The 17990-nt window shown below is 63.1% G+C and carries 11 protein-coding genes; 5 read left to right on the top strand and 6 right to left on the bottom strand.

Annotation, left to right across the window (positions count from 1 at the left end):
- Positions 1-43 precede the first annotated feature (43 nt).
- Entirely contained in the window at positions 44-1111 is a 1068-nt protein-coding gene (locus ACFRJ8_RS00955; protein ID WP_377984288.1) for a ParA family protein, read from the top strand.
- A gap of 68 nt (positions 1112-1179) precedes the next feature.
- Positions 1180-2436, top strand: coding sequence for a ParB/RepB/Spo0J family partition protein (locus ACFRJ8_RS00950; RefSeq protein ID WP_377984287.1), 1257 nt, complete (start codon positions 1180-1182; stop codon positions 2434-2436).
- Positions 2437-4830: 2394 nt separating this feature from the next.
- On the opposite strand, the gene ACFRJ8_RS00945 is transcribed toward ACFRJ8_RS00950, so the two are convergent.
- The 6 genes from ACFRJ8_RS00945 to ACFRJ8_RS00920 form a co-directional block, all read right to left on the bottom strand.
- Complete coding sequence (locus ACFRJ8_RS00945; protein WP_377984286.1) at positions 4831-5046, bottom strand: hypothetical protein; 216 nt, start codon at positions 5044-5046, stop codon at positions 4831-4833.
- Positions 5047-8639: 3593 nt separating this feature from the next.
- Complete coding sequence (gene trxA / locus ACFRJ8_RS00940) at positions 8640-8966, bottom strand: thioredoxin (protein ID WP_377984285.1); 327 nt, start codon at positions 8964-8966, stop codon at positions 8640-8642.
- A 40-nt stretch (positions 8967-9006) separates the two neighbouring features.
- A complete protein-coding gene (trxB, locus tag ACFRJ8_RS00935) occupies positions 9007-9963 on the bottom strand; it encodes a thioredoxin-disulfide reductase (RefSeq protein WP_377984284.1) in 957 nt (318 codons plus the stop codon).
- A 239-nt stretch (positions 9964-10202) separates the two neighbouring features.
- Positions 10203-11765, bottom strand: coding sequence for an ABC transporter substrate-binding protein (locus ACFRJ8_RS00930; RefSeq protein WP_377984283.1), 1563 nt, complete (start codon positions 11763-11765; stop codon positions 10203-10205).
- Between the two features lie 171 nt (positions 11766-11936).
- Positions 11937-14009, bottom strand: a complete 2073-nt coding sequence (gene murJ / locus ACFRJ8_RS00925; protein ID WP_377984282.1) for a murein biosynthesis integral membrane protein MurJ — start codon at positions 14007-14009, stop codon at positions 11937-11939.
- A gap of 62 nt (positions 14010-14071) precedes the next feature.
- The gene (locus tag ACFRJ8_RS00920) at positions 14072-14620 is read right to left on the bottom strand and encodes an NUDIX hydrolase (RefSeq protein WP_377984281.1); all 549 of its coding nucleotides are present in this window, start codon (positions 14618-14620) and stop codon (positions 14072-14074) included.
- Positions 14621-14791: 171 nt separating this feature from the next.
- On the opposite strand from ACFRJ8_RS00920, the gene ACFRJ8_RS00915 reads away from it, so the two are divergent.
- The 3 genes from ACFRJ8_RS00915 to ACFRJ8_RS00905 all read left to right on the top strand — a co-directional run bounded on the left by ACFRJ8_RS00915 (position 14792) and on the right by ACFRJ8_RS00905 (position 17747).
- Entirely contained in the window at positions 14792-16270 is a 1479-nt protein-coding gene (locus ACFRJ8_RS00915) for a CCA tRNA nucleotidyltransferase (protein ID WP_377984280.1), read from the top strand.
- Positions 16271-16855 (top strand): histidine phosphatase family protein, encoded by a 585-nt coding sequence (locus ACFRJ8_RS00910; RefSeq protein ID WP_377984279.1) that lies wholly within the window; start codon positions 16271-16273, stop codon positions 16853-16855.
- Positions 16856-17612: 757 nt separating this feature from the next.
- Complete coding sequence (locus tag ACFRJ8_RS00905; RefSeq protein ID WP_377984278.1) at positions 17613-17747, top strand: hypothetical protein; 135 nt, start codon at positions 17613-17615, stop codon at positions 17745-17747.
- Positions 17748-17990: the final 243 nt, after the last annotated feature.

Genomic DNA, 17990 nt, shown 5'->3' with positions numbered 1-17990 from the left:
TAGTAACCGGCAGTAAAAGCCGAATGAGAGTGAGCGTGTCATAGTGAGCAGTAGCGAAGCCTCCACACAACGGATCCCGCCGTTTGTGTCCCTGGGGTCCGCACGGGCGTTTACGGCTCCTGCAGTAGCTTTTGACTTCTCCGGAAATCACACGGCTTCGGTTGCAAAGGCGACCGGGATGGCCGGTGTTTCACGTGAAACCTCTCTTTCGCATTCCGGGAACGTGCTCGACTCGATCGACGATTCCAGCCCCATCGCCCGGGAGCTCGCGCATGAAAACAAGCGCCGCGAGCGGTTGTTCGGCCGGCAACTGCCCAAACCGGAAAAAACCCGGGTCTTCACCGTTTCCAACCAGAAGGGCGGCGTCGGCAAGACGACGACAACCGTCAACATCGCCGCCGCACTGGCGGCCGCTGGCCTGAACGTGCTCGTCATCGACATCGATCCGCAGGGCAACGCCTCCACTGCCCTGGGAATCGAGCACCACGCCGACGTCGACAGCATCTACGATGTCCTGATCAACGATGTCCCGCTGAAGGATGTTGTGGCCCCGTGCCCCGACATCGACAACCTGATTTGTGCGCCCGCCACCATCCACCTTGCCGGCGCCGAAATCGAACTCGTCAGCCTGGTAGCCCGCGAGCAGCGGCTCCGCCGCGCAATCGATGTGTATTCCAAGGAGCGCGCCAAGAATGGCGAGGAGCGGCTGGACTACATCTTCATTGACTGCCCGCCCAGCCTCGGGCTGCTGACGGTCAATGCTTTCTGCGCAGCTGGCGAAGTCCTCATCCCGATCCAGTGCGAGTACTACGCCCTTGAAGGCCTCAGCCAGCTCCTGAAGAACATCGAGATGATCCAGAAGCACCTGAACGCCGATCTGGTTGTTTCCACGATTCTGCTGACCATGTATGACGGCCGCACCAACCTCGCCGCCCAGGTGGCAGCCGAGGTCCGGGAGCACTTCCCGAAGCAGGTGCTCGGTGCGGTGGTGCCGAGGTCGGTGCGTATTTCCGAAGCACCGAGCTACCAGCAAACCGTCATGACGTATGATCCTTCTTCAAGCGGCGCCCTGTCTTATCTGGAAGCCGCAGCGGAAATCGCGGAACGTTAGAATCTTTTCAAGAATTGCACTAACCAGAGCCAGGTGAATCCCGGCTCTTCCACTGGAGGGATTTATCCATGAGCGATAAGCGACGCGGCCTCGGCCGTGGACTTGGCGCACTCATTCCAAGTTCCGCCGCGGCTTCCTCCGGAAACGGTGCTGCCCCATCCCGGCCCGTGGACCTCTTCTTTCCCGAAGCTCGAAAAAAGACCTCCGACGCCGAGACGGCCCCGGACGTCACCGCCGCGCAGTCCAAGGCGCCGGAGTCCGCCCCCGTCGAGGCCGAGCCTTCTGATGTCGCTATTGACGCCGTTGAAGCCGGCGGTTCTGCTGCCGAAACCGAGGTTGCCGCAGACGCTGCCGGGGCGGGGTCCAAGAAGACTCCTGCCCGGAAGACGGCTGCCCCGAAGTCGTCGCCTGCTGCTGTCAAGCAGTCCGCGGCCGACGCCGGCGAACAGTTGGAGTTCGAGTCCACTTCGGAGCCAGGCGACGGGCGATCCGTTGAACTCGTAGAAGTGCCCGGAGTCAGGTTCGCCGAAATTCCCGTCACGGATATCCATCCCAACCGCAAACAGCCCCGCTCGGTCTTCGATGAAGACGACATGGCGGAGCTGGTGCACTCCGTGCGGGAAATCGGCGTCCTCCAGCCAATTGTGGTCCGTACTTCAACCGAAGAGGGTGGCGAACCCTACGAGCTCGTCATGGGCGAGCGGCGGTGGCGTGCAGTACAGGCCGCGGGCCTGGAAACGATCCCCGCAATTGTCCGTGACACCACCGATGACGACCTTCTTCGCGATGCGCTGCTCGAGAACCTGCACCGCAGCCAGCTCAATCCGCTCGAGGAGGCCGCGGCCTACCAGCAGCTCCTCGAGGACTTCGGAACTACGCACGAGCAGCTGGCGGACCGGATTGGCCGTTCGAGGCCCCAGGTGTCCAACACCCTGCGGCTGCTGAAGCTCCCCCCGCTGGTCCAGCGGCGTGTCGCCGCAAGCGTCATCTCGGCGGGTCACGCCCGTGCTTTGCTGGCACTTCCGGACGCCGCAGCCATGGAAAGGCTGGCGCAGAAGATTGTGGCGGAGGGCATGTCGGTCCGGGCGACCGAAGAAGCTGTCACCCTGTACCAGAGCCCCGCCTCGCCTGCCAAGAACAACATCCCCCGCCCGGGTGCCCGCCACGAACGGCTGGACTACCTGGCGTCGTCGCTGTCTGACCGCCTCGACACCAACGTCAAGATCTCGCTCGGCGCCCGTAAGGGTCGTGTCAGCATTGAGTTCGCGAGCGTCGAGGACCTGAACCGCATCATGGACGTGCTGACACCCGGGGCACCCAGCTAGGCCGGGAAGCGCTGAGTATTTCAAGGAGGGTCTGTTTCACGTGAAACGGACCCTCCTTTCTTGTTAATTCCGCTACAGCGGAGGCCAGCAAGTTCTCTGGGACCGCTCCCACTCTCGTTCGTCCGGCCGGAGCCGGCCCGCATATTGCGGCGTCAGTTCGTGGGCGGACACTTCGCAGTTTACGTGGCCCAGCTTTTGGGGTGTTCAGCGCAGGGAGCCCGGAGGGTTTTCCCTCCTGCCCAGTGAACTGGTGTTGCTCAGCGCAGGTGTTTGTGGAGTGCCCTGTCTACGGCCTGCCTTTGTTGCAGATGCCAGCGGAAGAGATGGACAAGCTGGGCTCTGGGCTGCCCCGGCTCGTTTACCCGAACACTTAGACGGCCCCGGTTCTGCTTTCTGCAGTCTGCGCTATCCGCGTGGACCCTCCGGGTTCTGGACACTCTGGCTTTTGGAGACGCTGAACGGAGCACGTGTGGACGTGGGGCACGCTGCAGAGTCCGCGCCACCATGATCGTTTCTCAGCCAAGCGGCCATCATCGTCCCATTCCAGGGCTCGTCCGACGTCAGCAGCGGTGTCACCGATCCATGTTTCACGTGAAACAGGACGTGCCCACCTGCTGTTTCACGTGAAACCGAACCGAGCCGGTCTGCACGCGGGCGCTAACATACGCGGAGACCAGGGCGGTCGACGGACAAGTTGCAATGAGGGCGGAGGTATCCCCTCGACGGCTGGGGGCGTTTCCTCAACCGACGCCCCAGCCGTGGGCGTCCGCCGGGACTTGGCACTCCTACTGGCAGTAGCCATGATGCTCCTACATAACAATGCTGCTTTGAACAGGGGGAATCTGGGTTGAAGTTCGACCGATTGCTGATGATCGATCAGATCATCACGGGCTTTGTCAGAAGAGGGTTCGGCCTCCCTGGGGAGCTGTCCGGCCCGATCTAGTGCCACCTGCACCACGTCCGGTCCGTAGACTGGTGCCCCATTCGATCAGATAGCACCATTCCCACAACCAGAAGGGAGCATAAATGGCCCGACTACATGGCTCGTTCTTGAGATCGCTGTTGAAGATGGGAACCGTCGACGATGGCTGGAGCCTCCCGCAAGACTAAGGTCCGTGGGCAGTCGCGGCCTCCTGGGTTCCATTAGAGACCCATCCGATGGCCGAAATGCGCTGCACGGGCTACCCATTGATCCAATCAACGCGAAGTAGGCCGAGCCGCAGAGAACTGGTGCGGCGGCATGTGCCGTGCCGAATGCTTCCATCCTTCGCGGAGTTTGCCAGAGTGTTGACATCCTGTGCATCCAGTGGGAACTCGGTGAGGAGAACTCTGGAAGGCAACCCCGGAGAATCGAGTGCCATGATTCTGACCAGGCGATGATGTTGCCACAAAGTCTCTGGACGTGGGCGTCCTGGTGAGGTGACGTGGTGCATGTCCTCGACGCATTCGGTTTTCCGTCAGCGGTCCCACGAGTCGAGGACTGAGAAGCGCCGCGTCAATGGGGCGGGCCGGCGAGTTGCCGGTGGCCGTAGGCGCCGTTGTCGGACTGTGGGCTGCAATGTGAGTCGATATGGATTGATGTGGCACCGACACTGCACGACTACCCAACCCTCGTAGTGTTGCGGCGGAGTTTCCCCGTGGGAAGTCGTACAGGTCCGCCTGGCATCGCAGTTCAACCACCCCAACTCCCCCGGCGGCTCGCTGGCGTACCGAATTCTCCAGAGTGTCACCGGCTATCTCGTCTCGGCCCCATGTTGCGGTGGGGTCTGTTTGTCAGACTGTTTGCGCCAGATTGCCGCACCGCCCTGGCATCCCAGTACGGCAATATGCGGCGTAGCAGCACGCTTGCTCGTCTGTTCCCCGGCACCCGGGCACCGCTGTACGCGCAGCACGGGGCATTGCAGCATCTTGGCACGGCGGATCCCCGGCACCTCAACACAGCTGCTCGCGGCACTGCAGCATCTCAGTACCTCGGCATCGCGGATCCCCGGCATGTCAGCACGCGGCACTCCATCACCTCGGATCCCCGGCTTGCCAGCATCCGGCATGTAAGCACGCGGCACAGCGTCACGCTGGCACCTAGTCCCCCACCGAGTCCACCGACTGCGCCCTACTCGCCAGCTTCCTGACCCAGCGAGAGTGCAGCGACGTTGATCCATCACTAAATGCCAGCTACTCCCACTCAGGGAAATCTCAGTCACTTCCCTCAGCAGCGACAGCGCGTGGAGTTCACAGCTCGGTGGCCCGCGAATTGTGTGCGGAAAGCAGCGCCGTGCTCTGAATAGATTCGAATTGTTGGTCGGTTGCCCCTGCAGCAGAATCAGCCCGGCCGGAATCGTCTGATGAGCTGGGGTTAGCCGCGGGCGCCACGGATGGGGAAGCACCCCGACGTCTTCACAGGTCCATATCGACGAGATCGCCTGGCCGTGCGCCCTCGTACTGGTAGCCGTGCTCCGGGCGGGCACTGAACGTAAATCCAGTCAGACGACCACACGCGTGCGGCGGGACCCGGTGTCTGCTCACTGTCAGGGGCGGAAGGCGGTGATGGCGGTAACCCGAGGTGTCCCGGACGAAGTAGCCGCGGGCGTCCTGGACCGCCGGCCTGCTCACGTTTGGCATTCGGGCTGTTGAGTGTTGGTCTGCGCCGGCTCGGGCAGTCCGGAGAGTTGGTCGTTCCCTCGGGCCGGAAGCGTCTCAACCACCGTCATCCGGTCTGCCGGACACGCGCGCCACTTCGGCGTTGCGGGCGGCGGGCCGGTCGGCAGCCGGATGGCTGACGATCCCGCGTCTACGCAGAGCCGCCCGACGAGCTTTGCGTCTCGTTGTCCGAGGTGAAGTGGTCTGGGCCAAAGGGTCGGGCACTTGAAAGCTAAGTCGGGGCCGCGCTCAAAGGGGCTGAGATGCGGCCACCGAACGATGTTACGAGGACGCTCCCGGAGCCGCCCACCGCTCCCGCTCATTCCAACTGTCGGTGGATAGAGCAGTGGATAGTGCGGTGGATATCACTGTGGATAACTTTGTGGATTATTTTCGAAGGCAAGCTCTGTGGATCGGATTGAAAGGGACACCGACCATGGCCGTGAGACCCACCTCGATGTTCCAATAAATACTCGTGTTCCGTTTCACGTGAATCATGATCGTCCGTTGCAGGGACGAGGTCTAAAGCATTGGTGAAGATGTACTAAATCGCCGCTCTGGGGTTAATTATTCGAGCTAGTAGGCATGTTTTCGCGTACTGGTCCCCGGTGCACTGATTCGTTCCACCCCGCAGAGCTGAGGCATCGCGTCCGGCCGGCCAATCGGTCATCGCCTTAGGACTGTCGATGCGTATTGGGTCACCAGCACGGGGGTGTGAATAATCTCTCACGCCCTGTGGATAACCATGTGAATAACTTCTGTGGAGAACGTGGTGGATATCTTTGACGCGAAGGCTCCGGCGGGCTCTTGGACTTGCTGGACGTGGGGATATGGTGTCCGTTGTCGACCTCAATTCGGCTAACCGAGGTGCTGCAGTCATGGCCCAAACTTTGACGTTCTGGTCCTCAAGGCAATGTCCTCAATGCAGTGTCGATTTGCTCAGGGCACGACCAGGGATCCCCTTCCGGTGGAAACCGGCAGAGACCTACAGTCATGGCTTCACGGGGACCGGCACGGATGAGGAAGTCCGCCGGTGCTGCAGCCCCCTCACTGCAGTTCGACTACTAGCGCTCTAACACGAGCCCGGAAGGAGAAGGCGCACGCCACCCTCCAAGGAACGAAGAACCGCGGTCTCTCGAGGGGATCAAACCCGTATGACCGCCAGGTTGGAGAGGCTGTCCAGGGCACGATAGTTAGTGGTGTCATAGAAATTGAGGTGCTCGAGACTGAACTCATCCGGAAGTTGACAGTCCGTTCAGCAGGTCTGAGCAGAGCCGATAGACGAGGTGCGACGGACGGGCCCGACTCTGAACCGCTACGGGGATTTACGGGCTGGCGACGGCGGGGCCCGCACCTGAAGCGCCGCGAGAGTCGAGGGGCCGGACACTTACGGGCTGGACTCTGAACCTAACCGATGCAGAACAAGCCGGGACGAATAGGTCATTGACTGGGGGCAGGATGGGACCGAAAGTACTGACGGGTTCGTCCGGCAGGCTCCCGGTTCGGCCCCGTTGGCGTCGGTTGCGGACCTAGCGGGGCGAGACCTGTCGTTGCCGGACTCGGTGTAGCGGGCGAACGCTCGGTGGGAAAGAGCTCCGTTCCCGCCATCCGATCTGCCGTGCAGTGCCAGCTGTGCGCCGGTGACTGAATGGACGTGGACTGAATAGGGAGGCTTCCTGCCGGTGCCTACTGCTGACCTAATCCAGGATTCGACTGCCGGCGCTGCATTGTTCCTTAAATCAGACATCATTAGCCGCCGAGATATCAGTGCGTCCCGGGGGTCCACGTGGGTCCGCCGAACCGCTTTCAGCCGAGCGGTGACTGATCGTGCGTGCTGGCGCTGGCTGGCTGCGTTTCCATGGCAACAACGGTGGTAGACGCTCGGACGCTTGCCGCTGAACTGCCCCAGGGCGAAGAGGATAAGTCGTTCGAAAACGGGTTTCTTCCTCCTCAATCTCTGCGTTCATGTCCCCCATCGGATATTCCCATCTGCCTGGTTATCGGGCGGCTGACAGACCCTGGAAATGTGGCGTCCATCCCCCGCCACTAGCCGTGTGAGCTGTTGCCTCTGCTGACTACGCCTCCTTAGATTGCCGCACTGACATGGGCATGTTTCACGTGAAACCAGAAGGTGCTGCCGTTGGCTTACATCGAACGGTAGCCGTACGCGAGGATCGAGACTGGACATGGAAGCAATTGGGCCGCAAATAGTCGAGGGGTCCCGCTGGACATGAAATGCCAGGCCCGGCGCGGTTGCGACTCCAACTATGAGGAGTTCTGAGGACGGCAAGCAACGCTGCCGAGGAAGTCGCTCTGAGTCGGAACAGAAGACGCCCCAGACTGCAGTCGGTGCGAGATGGGCCCCCATTCTCATCTGCCTAGTGAACGAGATAAAGGGACAGGGGTGTGACTGAATGCAGATCTAAGAGTCCACTGTCACTTCGGCAATGCTGCTTGTCGGAAACGATTCACGACTCAGGCTTGGTTTCACGTGAAACCTTGCGTTGGTTCCGTTGGCTCTCTATCTCCCTCAGGAGCAATACATGTTTCACGTGAAACAGGATGCTGGCTCCTGGCTCGATCGAACCCCGAACTTGGCACGAAGCGGATGTTTCACGTGAAACATCGGAACAAGTAGTCACCGACCGAGCGAGTGGCCAGTGGCGGGCGGCAGCGACCAAGACCGACGGTAGGCAGGGATGAAGCGAAGGGCGGATCGGCGAGTCTGGTGTTCGAGATTGGCTGGTGATCGTCGCAGAAATTCGCGTCCATTTCTGGTCTGGCCCCGCTTCTGAGGATCGATCGCCGCTGGACCCTGCATTCCGGCGGCGTTGCATTGCAGTGCCACCGCCAACGGTCGTCTTGTTGTCGCGGAATGTTCGATCACCCACCAGCGAGTGGCATACAGTCGTAAACCGTTGATGATGGCACCATCAGCCCGCCGCGATCTCGACAGCCTCTTCTCGCGCGGCCATCTCCGCCGCTTGCCGCTCGTTATGACCTTGCACCTTGGTTCGATGTTTCACGTGAAACTGGCTAGGCGTTGTACGCACTCCACCATCGGGCGGACGTAGAATCGTGGCCGTACACTCGTGGCATTGGCATTGGCATTGGCATTGGCATTGGCATTGGCTGCGGCTGTGGCCAGCCCATACCACGACTAGCACCGTGCACCCCGTCTTGCCGCGGCTCGCGGATCCGTGAGAATGCCATCGACTGTAGAAGCGCGCGCGAGTCCTCCATCCCATGTTTCACGTGAAACAAGAGATTCACGTGAAACTGGGCAACCGGCAATTGACCGTCGGGCCGAACAGCACGATTCGAGCCGAACCGCATCCGCCGACGCCCGTCAGCATTCCATCGGCGGCCGGCCTCCCAAATCCCTGCGTGAATGTGGAGCGGGCAGAAAATTGCATCGATAGGAAACCCCTGAAACTTGTACCCCCGCTTTGGGACGGAAACTCTCGCGATCCGGCAGGCCTGTCCCCCTCGGTGAGCGAGAAACACAACAAAAAATAGCCCCCGCCAGAGGCGGGGGCCATTTTCCGTCAGCCTAGTCAGTCAGCCTAGGACAGAACGTCCGCAAATTCCTTCTCAAAGAACTGCTTGGGGCGGGCACCGATGACGGTGCTCTTGACCTCGCCGCCCTGGAACAGGTAAACAGCCGGGATGGAGGTGATGCCGTACTCGGCTGCGATGGCAGGGTTGTCGTCAACGTTCACCTTGACCACATCAACCTTCTCGCTGTACTCGACCGAAATCTCGTCGAGGATCGGCCCCAGCTTGCGGCAGGGCCCGCACCATTCGGCCCAGAAATCGACGATGACCGGCTTCTCGGAGGCCAGCACATCAGTGCTGAAGCTGGCGTCACTTACATCTTTTGCGTTGCTCATAACCTTTGTCTCTCTTCCGTTGGTTGCTGCTGCACGCCGCTTAGGCGTGGAAATCTGCGAGGTAGTGCTCGACGTCGAGGGCCGCCACGCAACCGGATCCGGACGCGGTGATCGCCTGACGGTACGTCGGATCGATCACGTCACCGGCGGCGAAAACACCTTGGATGCTGGTCTTGGACGTGCGGCCGTCGACCGCGATGGTTCCCTCTACTGTCAGTTCGAGCTTGCCCTTGACCAGATCGGTACGGGGATCATTGCCGATTGCAACGAACACTCCAGTTACAGCCAGTTCGGTTTCCGTGCCATCCAGCAGATTCTTCAACCGCAATCCGGTGACTTTGTCCTGACCCAGAACGTCCTCCACGCCGGTATTCCACACGAAGCTGATCTTCTCGTGGGCCAGGGCGCGGTCAGCCATGATCTTTGAAGCACGGAGGGTGTCGCGACGGTGCACAACGGTCACGGTTTTGGCGAACTTAGTGAGGAACAGCGCCTCTTCCATGGCAGAGTCGCCGCCACCGATCACCGCGATGTCCTGATCCTTGAAGAAGAAACCGTCGCAGGTTGCACACCAGCTGACACCGTGGCCTGAAAGCCGCTTCTCGTTCGGCAGTCCCAGCTCACGGTAGGCCGAGCCGGTGGAGAGAATGATGGAGCGGGCCTTGAAGGTCTCCCCCGTCCCGATGGTGACAGTCTTGACGTCGCCGTCGAGGTCAAGCTCGGTGACGTCCTCGAACTGGATCTCCGTGCCGAAGCGCGCGGCCTGCTTCTCGAAGTTCTCCATGAGGTCCGGGCCCATGATGCCGTCCGGGAACCCCGGGTAGTTCTCCACGTCCGTGGTGTTCATCAGTTCGCCGCCGGCCGTTACCGAGCCTGCCAGGAGCAGCGGCTTCAGGTTCGCGCGCGCCGTGTACACCGCTGCGGTGTAGCCCGCCGGGCCGGAGCCGACGATGATGACATCACGTACTTCGGAGGCAGTGTTTTCTGCGTTGCTCACTGAACGGTGAACCTCTTCCTTTGTCGATGCGCCGCCTCTATGGCCGGCCACATGGCACAACTATTGCCGGGCATTGAATATTCCGGCCGAAATGGGCGTCACGGAGCAACACCACTACTCAGGGTACCGGTTTGCCGCGGCTGGGGCCGGAGACGGCCCCGGAGTACAGGGCGCGACCGCGCCAGACTGCTCCGGAATTCAGGGCCGCGACCGTACAGCCCGCGACCGTACGAGGGCCGCTACTGAACCTTGATCTCGGCCAGGCGCAGGCCGTAGCCGTAGCGGGTCTTGGGAGCTGCGAGCTTGGGAAGTGTCTTGATGGACACGATCACGTATTGCGCCGTCACCGGTTCAGCCAGCGGCATCGTCAGGTCCGGAGAGGTGAAGCTGTTGCTGCCAACCTGCTTCGCGCCGTCCAGGGACGGGCTGTCATTGGTGAAGACGCTGATGCTGCCGCCGGAGGCGCCGAGTTGGCTCAGGGTGACGGAGGAAACCTTGGAGGGGTCCTTCAGCTTGACGACGAGCGGGACCTCGGAGGCCAGTCCGCCCCAGTCTTCCGTGGCGAATTCCATGTCAGACCAGAAGCTCGCGCCGTTCCCGTCAAAGGTCTTGACGAGGTCGGAATCGTAATTTCCGGCGAAATCGAAGTTGCCGAGTCGCGTCACGCCCTCGATGACGGGCGGCCCGGCGGCCGGTGCCTCGCTGGCGGTCGACGTCGGTTGCGCGCTGGACTGTTCCGGCGCGCTGGACTGAGCGGAGGAGGCGGCGTTGGTCTGCGGGCTGCTCTTGAAGAGGCTGCCGAGGTTGGTGACCGCGAAGATGAGGCCCACTACCAGCACGGCAGCCAGGAGGCCGCCCACCAGCCAGCGCATGGAGCGCGGCTCCCGGTTGGGCTCGTCTTCGTCTTCGTATTCGTACTCGTCCACATCCTCGTCGACGGCGGCACGCGCGGACGCGGGGAAGTTGCCCGGAGCCCGATCCGCGGTGCCAAAGCCCGGCCCGGCCACTCCGGCGGCCGCTGCTGCGCCGCCGTGGTGCTCGGCACCACGCTGGTTGTCGCCGGTGTAGTCGCCGTCGGACCACAGGGAAACTTTAGGTGCCGCGGCGGTTGCGGGCTGCTGCGCTGCCGGCTCGGCCTGGCGGGACGTCTGGCCACCCTGGACGGGCTGCGGCGCCGTCGTATGTGCCGCGGTCTCTTGCGGCGCGGTAGTGGGGGCCTTGGGGGCCCTGGCGGACGCTGCTGCCGCTCCGGCCGCCATGCCCGCCGCGGCGGCGGGAGCCGACGAGGGGCGGGACGGTACTCCGGCAGGGGGCCCCGCGGGAGAAACCGGCGCCTGTCCGGCTGCGGGCTGGGTCTGCCCGTAGTCGATGTACCCAGCGTCGACTTCCTCGTCGTCGTAGAGTCCGTCGTAGGTTTCGGGTTCGTGGGAGCGGGCCTGCCCAAAAATTTCGCTGCCCAAGGTGTCCGTGAAGAAGGGTTCAACGTACGGCGGGCTGGACGACACCACAAGATCCAGGAGGTCCGCCGCGGAGGTGTGGTTGGTGATCAGGTACGTGGTGGCATCGCTGACGCCAAGGTCAAGGATCTGCACGCTGCCGGGACGTTCGCCCGTTGCCACTTCACGGGCACTCTGGGCCACCTGATCGGCGTTGCCCGGGCCGGCGACGAGGATGCTCACGGGACGGTTCAGCACCTGGTCCACACCGTCCAGCACCAGATCCTGGTCATGTGAGGTCAGTACGGTGGCAGTGACCTTGTAGCGGCCACCGAGTACTGATCCGACATCGATCGGGTGGGACACGGGCTCCTCCTAGACTGTCCGGGACCTGCCGACGTGGTCACTCTGAGAGCGACCGAGTGCCCTCCGGTAAGCCGGTTGACCGCTGGTCCGCAACTTCCCTTGTTAGTCTTCGATCCTAGCCGATGCTCTGTCCAGGCCGCGTGAGCACGGCGGTTTGAAACGGAGCCGGGCTCATTTTTTCTTTTTCCGGCTAAACGGGAAATAGGGGTTGTGACCGGCCGGGCCCTGGTAGGTCCGGCGGCCCGGCAAGGGAGCATCGCCCCGGCCCAAACCGCCCTGAGCGGTGCTGGGGAGGTCCTCGGCCGGCAGATATCCGCCCTCCGGACCGGATCGACGCCCGTAAGGAAACGAGTCCTCTTCCCGGATGTCGGGGCCGACGCGGAACGACTCGGCGTCGAACCCGCCGGAGATTCGCGGAATCAGGCCTGTGTCCACCGAGACGGTGGCCCGCTCCGGCGCCCTTCGCACCTCCGGTACGCCGGCTGCCTGCGGCTCCGTGCCCGCCTCGGGGGCCGGCCCGGCGGCGCGGCGCCGGAGCCGCCCCAGCAGCGGCTGGAGGAGGTCCTGCAGCTCGGTTACCCGGAAGAGCTTGAGCAACAGGAAATAGGCGGCCATCATGACGGGACCGACGACGACGATCGTCACCAGGGCGGCGAGCCGGTCGCTCCAGGCGTAGCCGTCCGGGTTGTAGCTGCCCAGCATCCACAGGGCCACGGCTCCGGCCAAGGCGGAACCCAGGGCCGCGTAGCCCATGCGGATGTAGGAGCTGGCGATCCGGGGTCCGTCCAGGTGGCCCAGGAACCGGCGCAGGAAGGTCGCACTGACGATCACGGAGAGGATATTGCCACCGGTATAGAGGATGGCGATGGCGAAGATGATCTGACCGAACGGCAGGAACTGGATCGCGAATGCGGCCGCCACATTGACCAGCGCCAGTACCAGCTGGATAAAGAACGGCGTCCGGGCGTCCTCATTGGCGTAGAACACCCGCGACATCATGAAGTTGGCGCTCATGAAGGGGGTGCTAAGGGCCAGGATGGTGAGGGTTTGGGCCAGCATGACGCCGTCCTGGCGCTGCCCGCCGGAGAAGAACATGCCCAGTGGTCCGGCCAGCGCGAAGAGCGCCAGCGCACCGAACACCGTTGCCACGGCCATGGTCCTCAGCCCGTGGGAGAGGGCGTTGCGCAGCGCTACCCGGTCGCCGTCCTGCGATGCCCGGGTCATCCGGTTGAACAGCACTGTCGCCAGCGACAGGGCAATGATGGAGTGCGGAAGTAGATACAGCTGGCTGGCAACCTCCAGCACGGCATTACCCGGAATGCTGGCCGCTGCGGGGTCCCCTGCTTGTTGAAGGCGGAGCCGCTCAGCGCCCGGGATCGTGGCGATGCGCATGACGTAGAGGAACGCCAGCTGCCCCACGGCGGCCGTCGCCAGGGTCCAGATGCTCAGCTTCGCGGCATGGCCCAGCCCCACCCCGCGCCAGCCGAAGCGCGGCCGCAGCCCCAGCCGGAGCCTGAACACGGGAATGAGCAGGATGGCGGTCTGGGCGACCACGCCGATCGTGGAGAACCCGGCCACGAGGATGGTCTGGAACGGCCCCCAGTTGTCGATCGTGTGCGGATTGGCGGCATTGGCGCCCATGATGGCGATGAACATGCCCAGGCCGGCGATCGCAACGATGTTGTTGATGATCGGTGCCCACATCGCGGGCCCGAAGGCTCCGTGGGCGTTGAGTACCTGGGTCAGAAGGGCGTACAGGCCGTAAAAGAAAATCTGCGGAAGGCACCAGAACGCGAACGAGACCGCGAGGGCCTTCTGCTGCGGCGAGTAGCCCTGGGTGGTCAGTTGAATGACCGAAGGCGCCAGCAGCGTGACCAGCAGCGTGAGCACCAGCATCACCAGCACCGCCAGCGTCAGCAGCCGGCTGATGTAGTCCGCTCCCTTGTCCGGCGCCTTGCTGGCCTTGATGATCTGCGGCACCAGAACGGCATTGAACACCCCGCCCGCGACCAGCAGGAAGATCAGGTTGGGGAGGTTGTTGGCGTTGATGAAAGTGTCGTTGACCGTGGAGCCCAGGCCCAGGGCGGCGGCAAGCATCCAGGTCTTTGCGAAGCCCAGGAAACGCGAAACGAGGGTTCCGGCGGCCATGATGGCACCGGAACGGGTCTCTCCGGATTGGACAGCTTTGGAATCGGCGGGGCCGGAGGGTACGGGGGCGGGTTTGGCTGATGACATCGTCTTCATCGTCTCACCCGCGCGGGGCATTAGTCGCTATCCGTGGCCGTGACCATCCGCTTCTGCGGCCGTCAGCGGTCTTCCGGGAGGACTTCTTTGGCCAGATCCGCGATGCGGCGCTCATTCGGAAAGGACAGCTTGCGGGCCAGCTCCTGGATAGGAACCCACGCGACGTCGACTGCTTCCTTGTCCGGATCGTTTTCAATGGTGAGTTCCCCGCCCGTGGCCCGCAACAGGTAGTGGTGCACGGTCTTGTGGACGCGGTGCCCGCTCACGGTGAACCAGTAGTCGATGCTTCCCAGCGGTGCCAGGATCCTGCCTTCGATGCCGGTTTCCTCGGCGATCTCGCGGACGGCGGCTTCCTCGTTGCTTTCCTTGCCTTCCGGGTGCCCTTTCGGCAGGCACCACTCAAGACGGCCGCCGCGGTTGAGGCGCGCGATGATCGCTACCCGGAGGTCGGCGTCGGACATGTCCACCACGACGCCGCCGGCGGAGATTTCCTCGACGGTGGGCAGGGAAGCGTGGCCCGTGTGCTGGACAGGCGCGACGTTGGCACCTATTGCCGACGGCAACGGTGCGTTTGTCCTCCTGCCGGGAGCGCTCGGTACGGGATGGGCCATGAGGTCCACTCTAACGACTCTTGCCCGCTGTTGATGACCTAAACATGGCCGGAAAGTGGACGGCCGGGAAAGTCGGCCCGCGCCGGTTCGTCCACAATCGTGACGAACCGGCCGGATCCTTGAGGGTTCCGGTGTGGTGCTGGCGCGGTTTTCTGACAAGCTTAAGTAACTATGGCGCACGCACATCACAAGACTGACTCCCACACCGTTTCTTTCCAGGTGGATCCGGTGGTTCTGGAGCTCGGGCAGCGGTTCGTCGACGCCGGCCACGAGCTGTCCCTCGTGGGCGGGCCCGTCCGTGACCTGTTTCTGGGCCGGGTCTCGCCCGACCTCGATTTCACCACCGACGCCACCCCGGACCAGACCGTTGCCCTGATCAAGAAATGGGCGGATAACTACTGGGAGATCGGGCGCGCCTTCGGCACCATCGGAATGCGCAAGGGCGACTTCCAGATCGAAATCACCACGTACCGGGCCGACGCCTACGATCCGGAGTCCCGCAAGCCGCTGGTGGCCTTCGGAACATCGCTCACGGATGACCTGCTGCGGCGGGACTTCACCATCAACGCCATGGCACTGCGGCTGCCCATGCTGGAGCTCGTCGATCCTTTCGGCGGTGTCCGCGACCTGCACGCCTCGGTCCTCAACACCCCGGGACCGCCGGAAACGTCCTTCTCCGACGACCCCCTGCGAATGATGCGCGCAGCGAGGTTCGCGGCCCAACTCGGGGTGTCGGTGCACCCCGAAGTGCGCGAGGCGATGGTGCGGATGGCGGAACGGATCAGCATCATCTCGGCCGAACGCGTGCGCGATGAACTGATCAAGCTCATCTGCGCCGCACAGCCGCGGGCCGGCGTGGACCTGCTGGTCGATACCGGACTCGCGGACCTGGTGCTGCCTGAAGTCTCGGCCCTGCGACTCGAATCCGATGAACACCACCGCCACAAGGACGTCTACCAGCACTCGCTCCAGGTCCTGGAACAGGCCGCCGCCCTGGAATCGAAGGCGGACGGCCCGGTTCCCGGCCCCGACTTTGTGTTGCGGTTCGCGGCGCTGATGCACGACGTCGGCAAGCCGGCCACGCGCCGCTTTGAACCGGGCGGTGCGGTGAGCTTCCGCCACCACGACATGGTGGGCGCCAAGCTGACCGCTAAGCGGATGAAGGCGCTCCGCTTCGACAACGACACCATCAAGGCCGTAGCCAGGCTTGTGGAGCTGCACATGCGCTTCTACGGTTACGGTGAGGCCGGCTGGAGCGATTCCGCGGTCCGCCGCTACATCACCGACGCCGGACCCCTCCTGGAGCGTCTGCACCGGCTCACCCGCTCCGACGTCACCACCCGGAACCAGCGCAAGGCGGACCGGCTGTCCTTCGCCTATGACGACCTGGAGACCAGGATTGCGGCGCTGCGCGAACAGGAATCCCTCGACGCCGTCCGTCCGGACCTCGACGGCGGCCAGATTATGGCCCTGCTGGGCCTCAAGCCCGGCCCCGTGGTGGGCCGCGCCTACAAATTCCTGCTCGAAGAACGCATGGAGCACGGTCCGCTCGATCCAGCCGTCGCCGAGTCCCGCTTGCGGGACTGGTGGGCGGTCCAGCCCGAGGCGGCGCCCGCCGGCCCCGAACTTTCCACCACCGAGGAGTCCTAAGTGTCTGCACCATCTAACGGCCCCCGCCCCCAACTGTGGATCCTGCGGCACGGCGAAACAGAGTGGTCCAAGAGCGGGCAGTACACCGGGCTCACCGACATGCCCCTCACCGTGGAAGGCGAGCAGCAGGCCGTGGAGGCGCGGCGGGTGCTCGAGACCGTCGACTTCGACCTCGTACTGACCTCGCCGCTGCGCCGCGCCCGCCGGACCGCCGAACTCGCCGGCTACCCTGACGCCCAGCTGGAGCCGCTGGCGGTGGAATGGGACTACGGCGACTATGAGGGCATCAGCTCAGACCTCATCCGCAAGGACAACCCCGAATACCTGATCTGGACGCACGGCGTGCCCAACGGTGAAGCGCTCGACGACGTCGCCGCCCGGGCGGACAAGATCGTGGCCCGGGTACTGGAATCCGGCCTCGACAATGTGCTGATCGTCGCGCACGGACATTTCTCCCGCATCCTGACGGCGCGGTGGCTCGGACTCGACCCCCGGGAGGGCCGGCACTTCGTGTTGGGAACTGCCAAAGTCTGCACCCTGGGATGGGATAAGAAGACCCCGGCAATCGTGCGCTGGGGACTCTAAAACCGCTTCTTAAAACAAAGTCAAAGAAAGTTTATGAATTCGGTAGGCAACTGCCGCATTCGTAGTGTATTTTTATTTCTGACCCCAGAGCGACTTGCCGGGGTCACGGCGCCCGTCGCCCGGCCAGTCAGCCGGAGCCACGGCAGAACAGAAAAGGAGGTTGGGAAAATGATGATTACTTTGACTAGCGGATGGATGTACACCGCCACCGCCACCCCGGCCTCGTTCGCTGTGCCGCGCCCAAATGTCGGACTGACTGTTTCCTGACCGCTCTCCCGTCCCAGGTAATGCAACCTGGGGCCGGCGGCAGCTGGCTTCCTCAACGGAACGCCTGGTAACGGCAGCCTGAACAGGCGGAACCACGTGGTTGCGCAGCCTCCCCATAGTTCGGAACCCAGCTTCTTGTTGGGGTCTCGGCGCTACCGCGTCCAGGGGCCATTCTCCATCGAATAACTTCTCCGTATCCGGAATTCCGGCTTAGTTAAAGCCTACGAATTTGGCGTCTATTGGTCGCGCCCGGAATCGGCTATTCGAATTCACTGCACTAATGGCTCTATTTGCCGTGCCCAAAATACCCCCGCCCGATTCGCCGATCCATTCCTGTCTGTCGGCTGTTTCCCGTCAGCCAGGCAGCAATCCCCACCAATGAAAGGTCCCTATGCCAACCCCAACCACCGCTTCAACCCACCAGACCGCCCCATCCGCAGTGCCCGCCGCCAAGTCGTACCGACCAAGCCCCCGAGGGGAGGTAAGAACCATGATGAACAAGCTCTATGCGATCCTGTTCCGAAAGCTGGCACACCGGGAGCCGACCCGCTTCAACGGCCAACTCTTGGACCAAAAGCGAGACGACACCTTCCTCGCCATGCATCAGGCCGGCCTGATTCGCTGAACCCCTGATCTGCCGAGTACCGGACACTTCCGCCACTGGTGCACGGACCAACCCCGTGCAGGGACGAAACCCGTGACCGGAAGGACTGTCCGCAGCGAAGGAGAACCTGATGGCTGAGATCGGAACCGATCCCAGGGAGCCCGTGCGGCGACGCGCGGGCTCCCCCATTTAAGCCCCCTCATCTCCCCCAGTTGCGCAAGGGGGCGATCCGACGTGCCAGAAACGCCACAGCGCCGCATGGGG

This window comes from Arthrobacter sp. NPDC056886 (assembly GCF_042788715.1).
Classification (GTDB): Bacteria; Actinomycetota; Actinomycetes; order Actinomycetales; family Micrococcaceae; genus Arthrobacter.
The sequence above is the reverse complement of the archived record's forward strand: the minus strand, read 5'-3'. Positions and strand labels throughout refer to the sequence as shown.

Bases quoted from the DNA above. Each gene is read 5' to 3' on its own strand.
- ACFRJ8_RS00950 (WP_377984287.1), top strand. From the start codon at position 1,180: ATGAGCGATAAGCGACGCGGCCTCGGCCGTGGACTTGGCGCACTCATT.
- trxA (WP_377984285.1), bottom strand. From the start codon at position 8,966: ATGAGCAACGCAAAAGATGTAAGTGACGCCAGCTTCAGCACTGATGTG.
- murJ (WP_377984282.1), bottom strand. From the start codon at position 14,009: ATGAAGACGATGTCATCAGCCAAACCCGCCCCCGTACCCTCCGGCCCC.
- ACFRJ8_RS00920 (WP_377984281.1), bottom strand. From the start codon at position 14,620: ATGGCCCATCCCGTACCGAGCGCTCCCGGCAGGAGGACAAACGCACCG.
- ACFRJ8_RS00915 (WP_377984280.1), top strand. From the start codon at position 14,792: ATGGCGCACGCACATCACAAGACTGACTCCCACACCGTTTCTTTCCAG.
- ACFRJ8_RS00905 (WP_377984278.1), top strand. From the start codon at position 17,613: ATGATGAACAAGCTCTATGCGATCCTGTTCCGAAAGCTGGCACACCGG.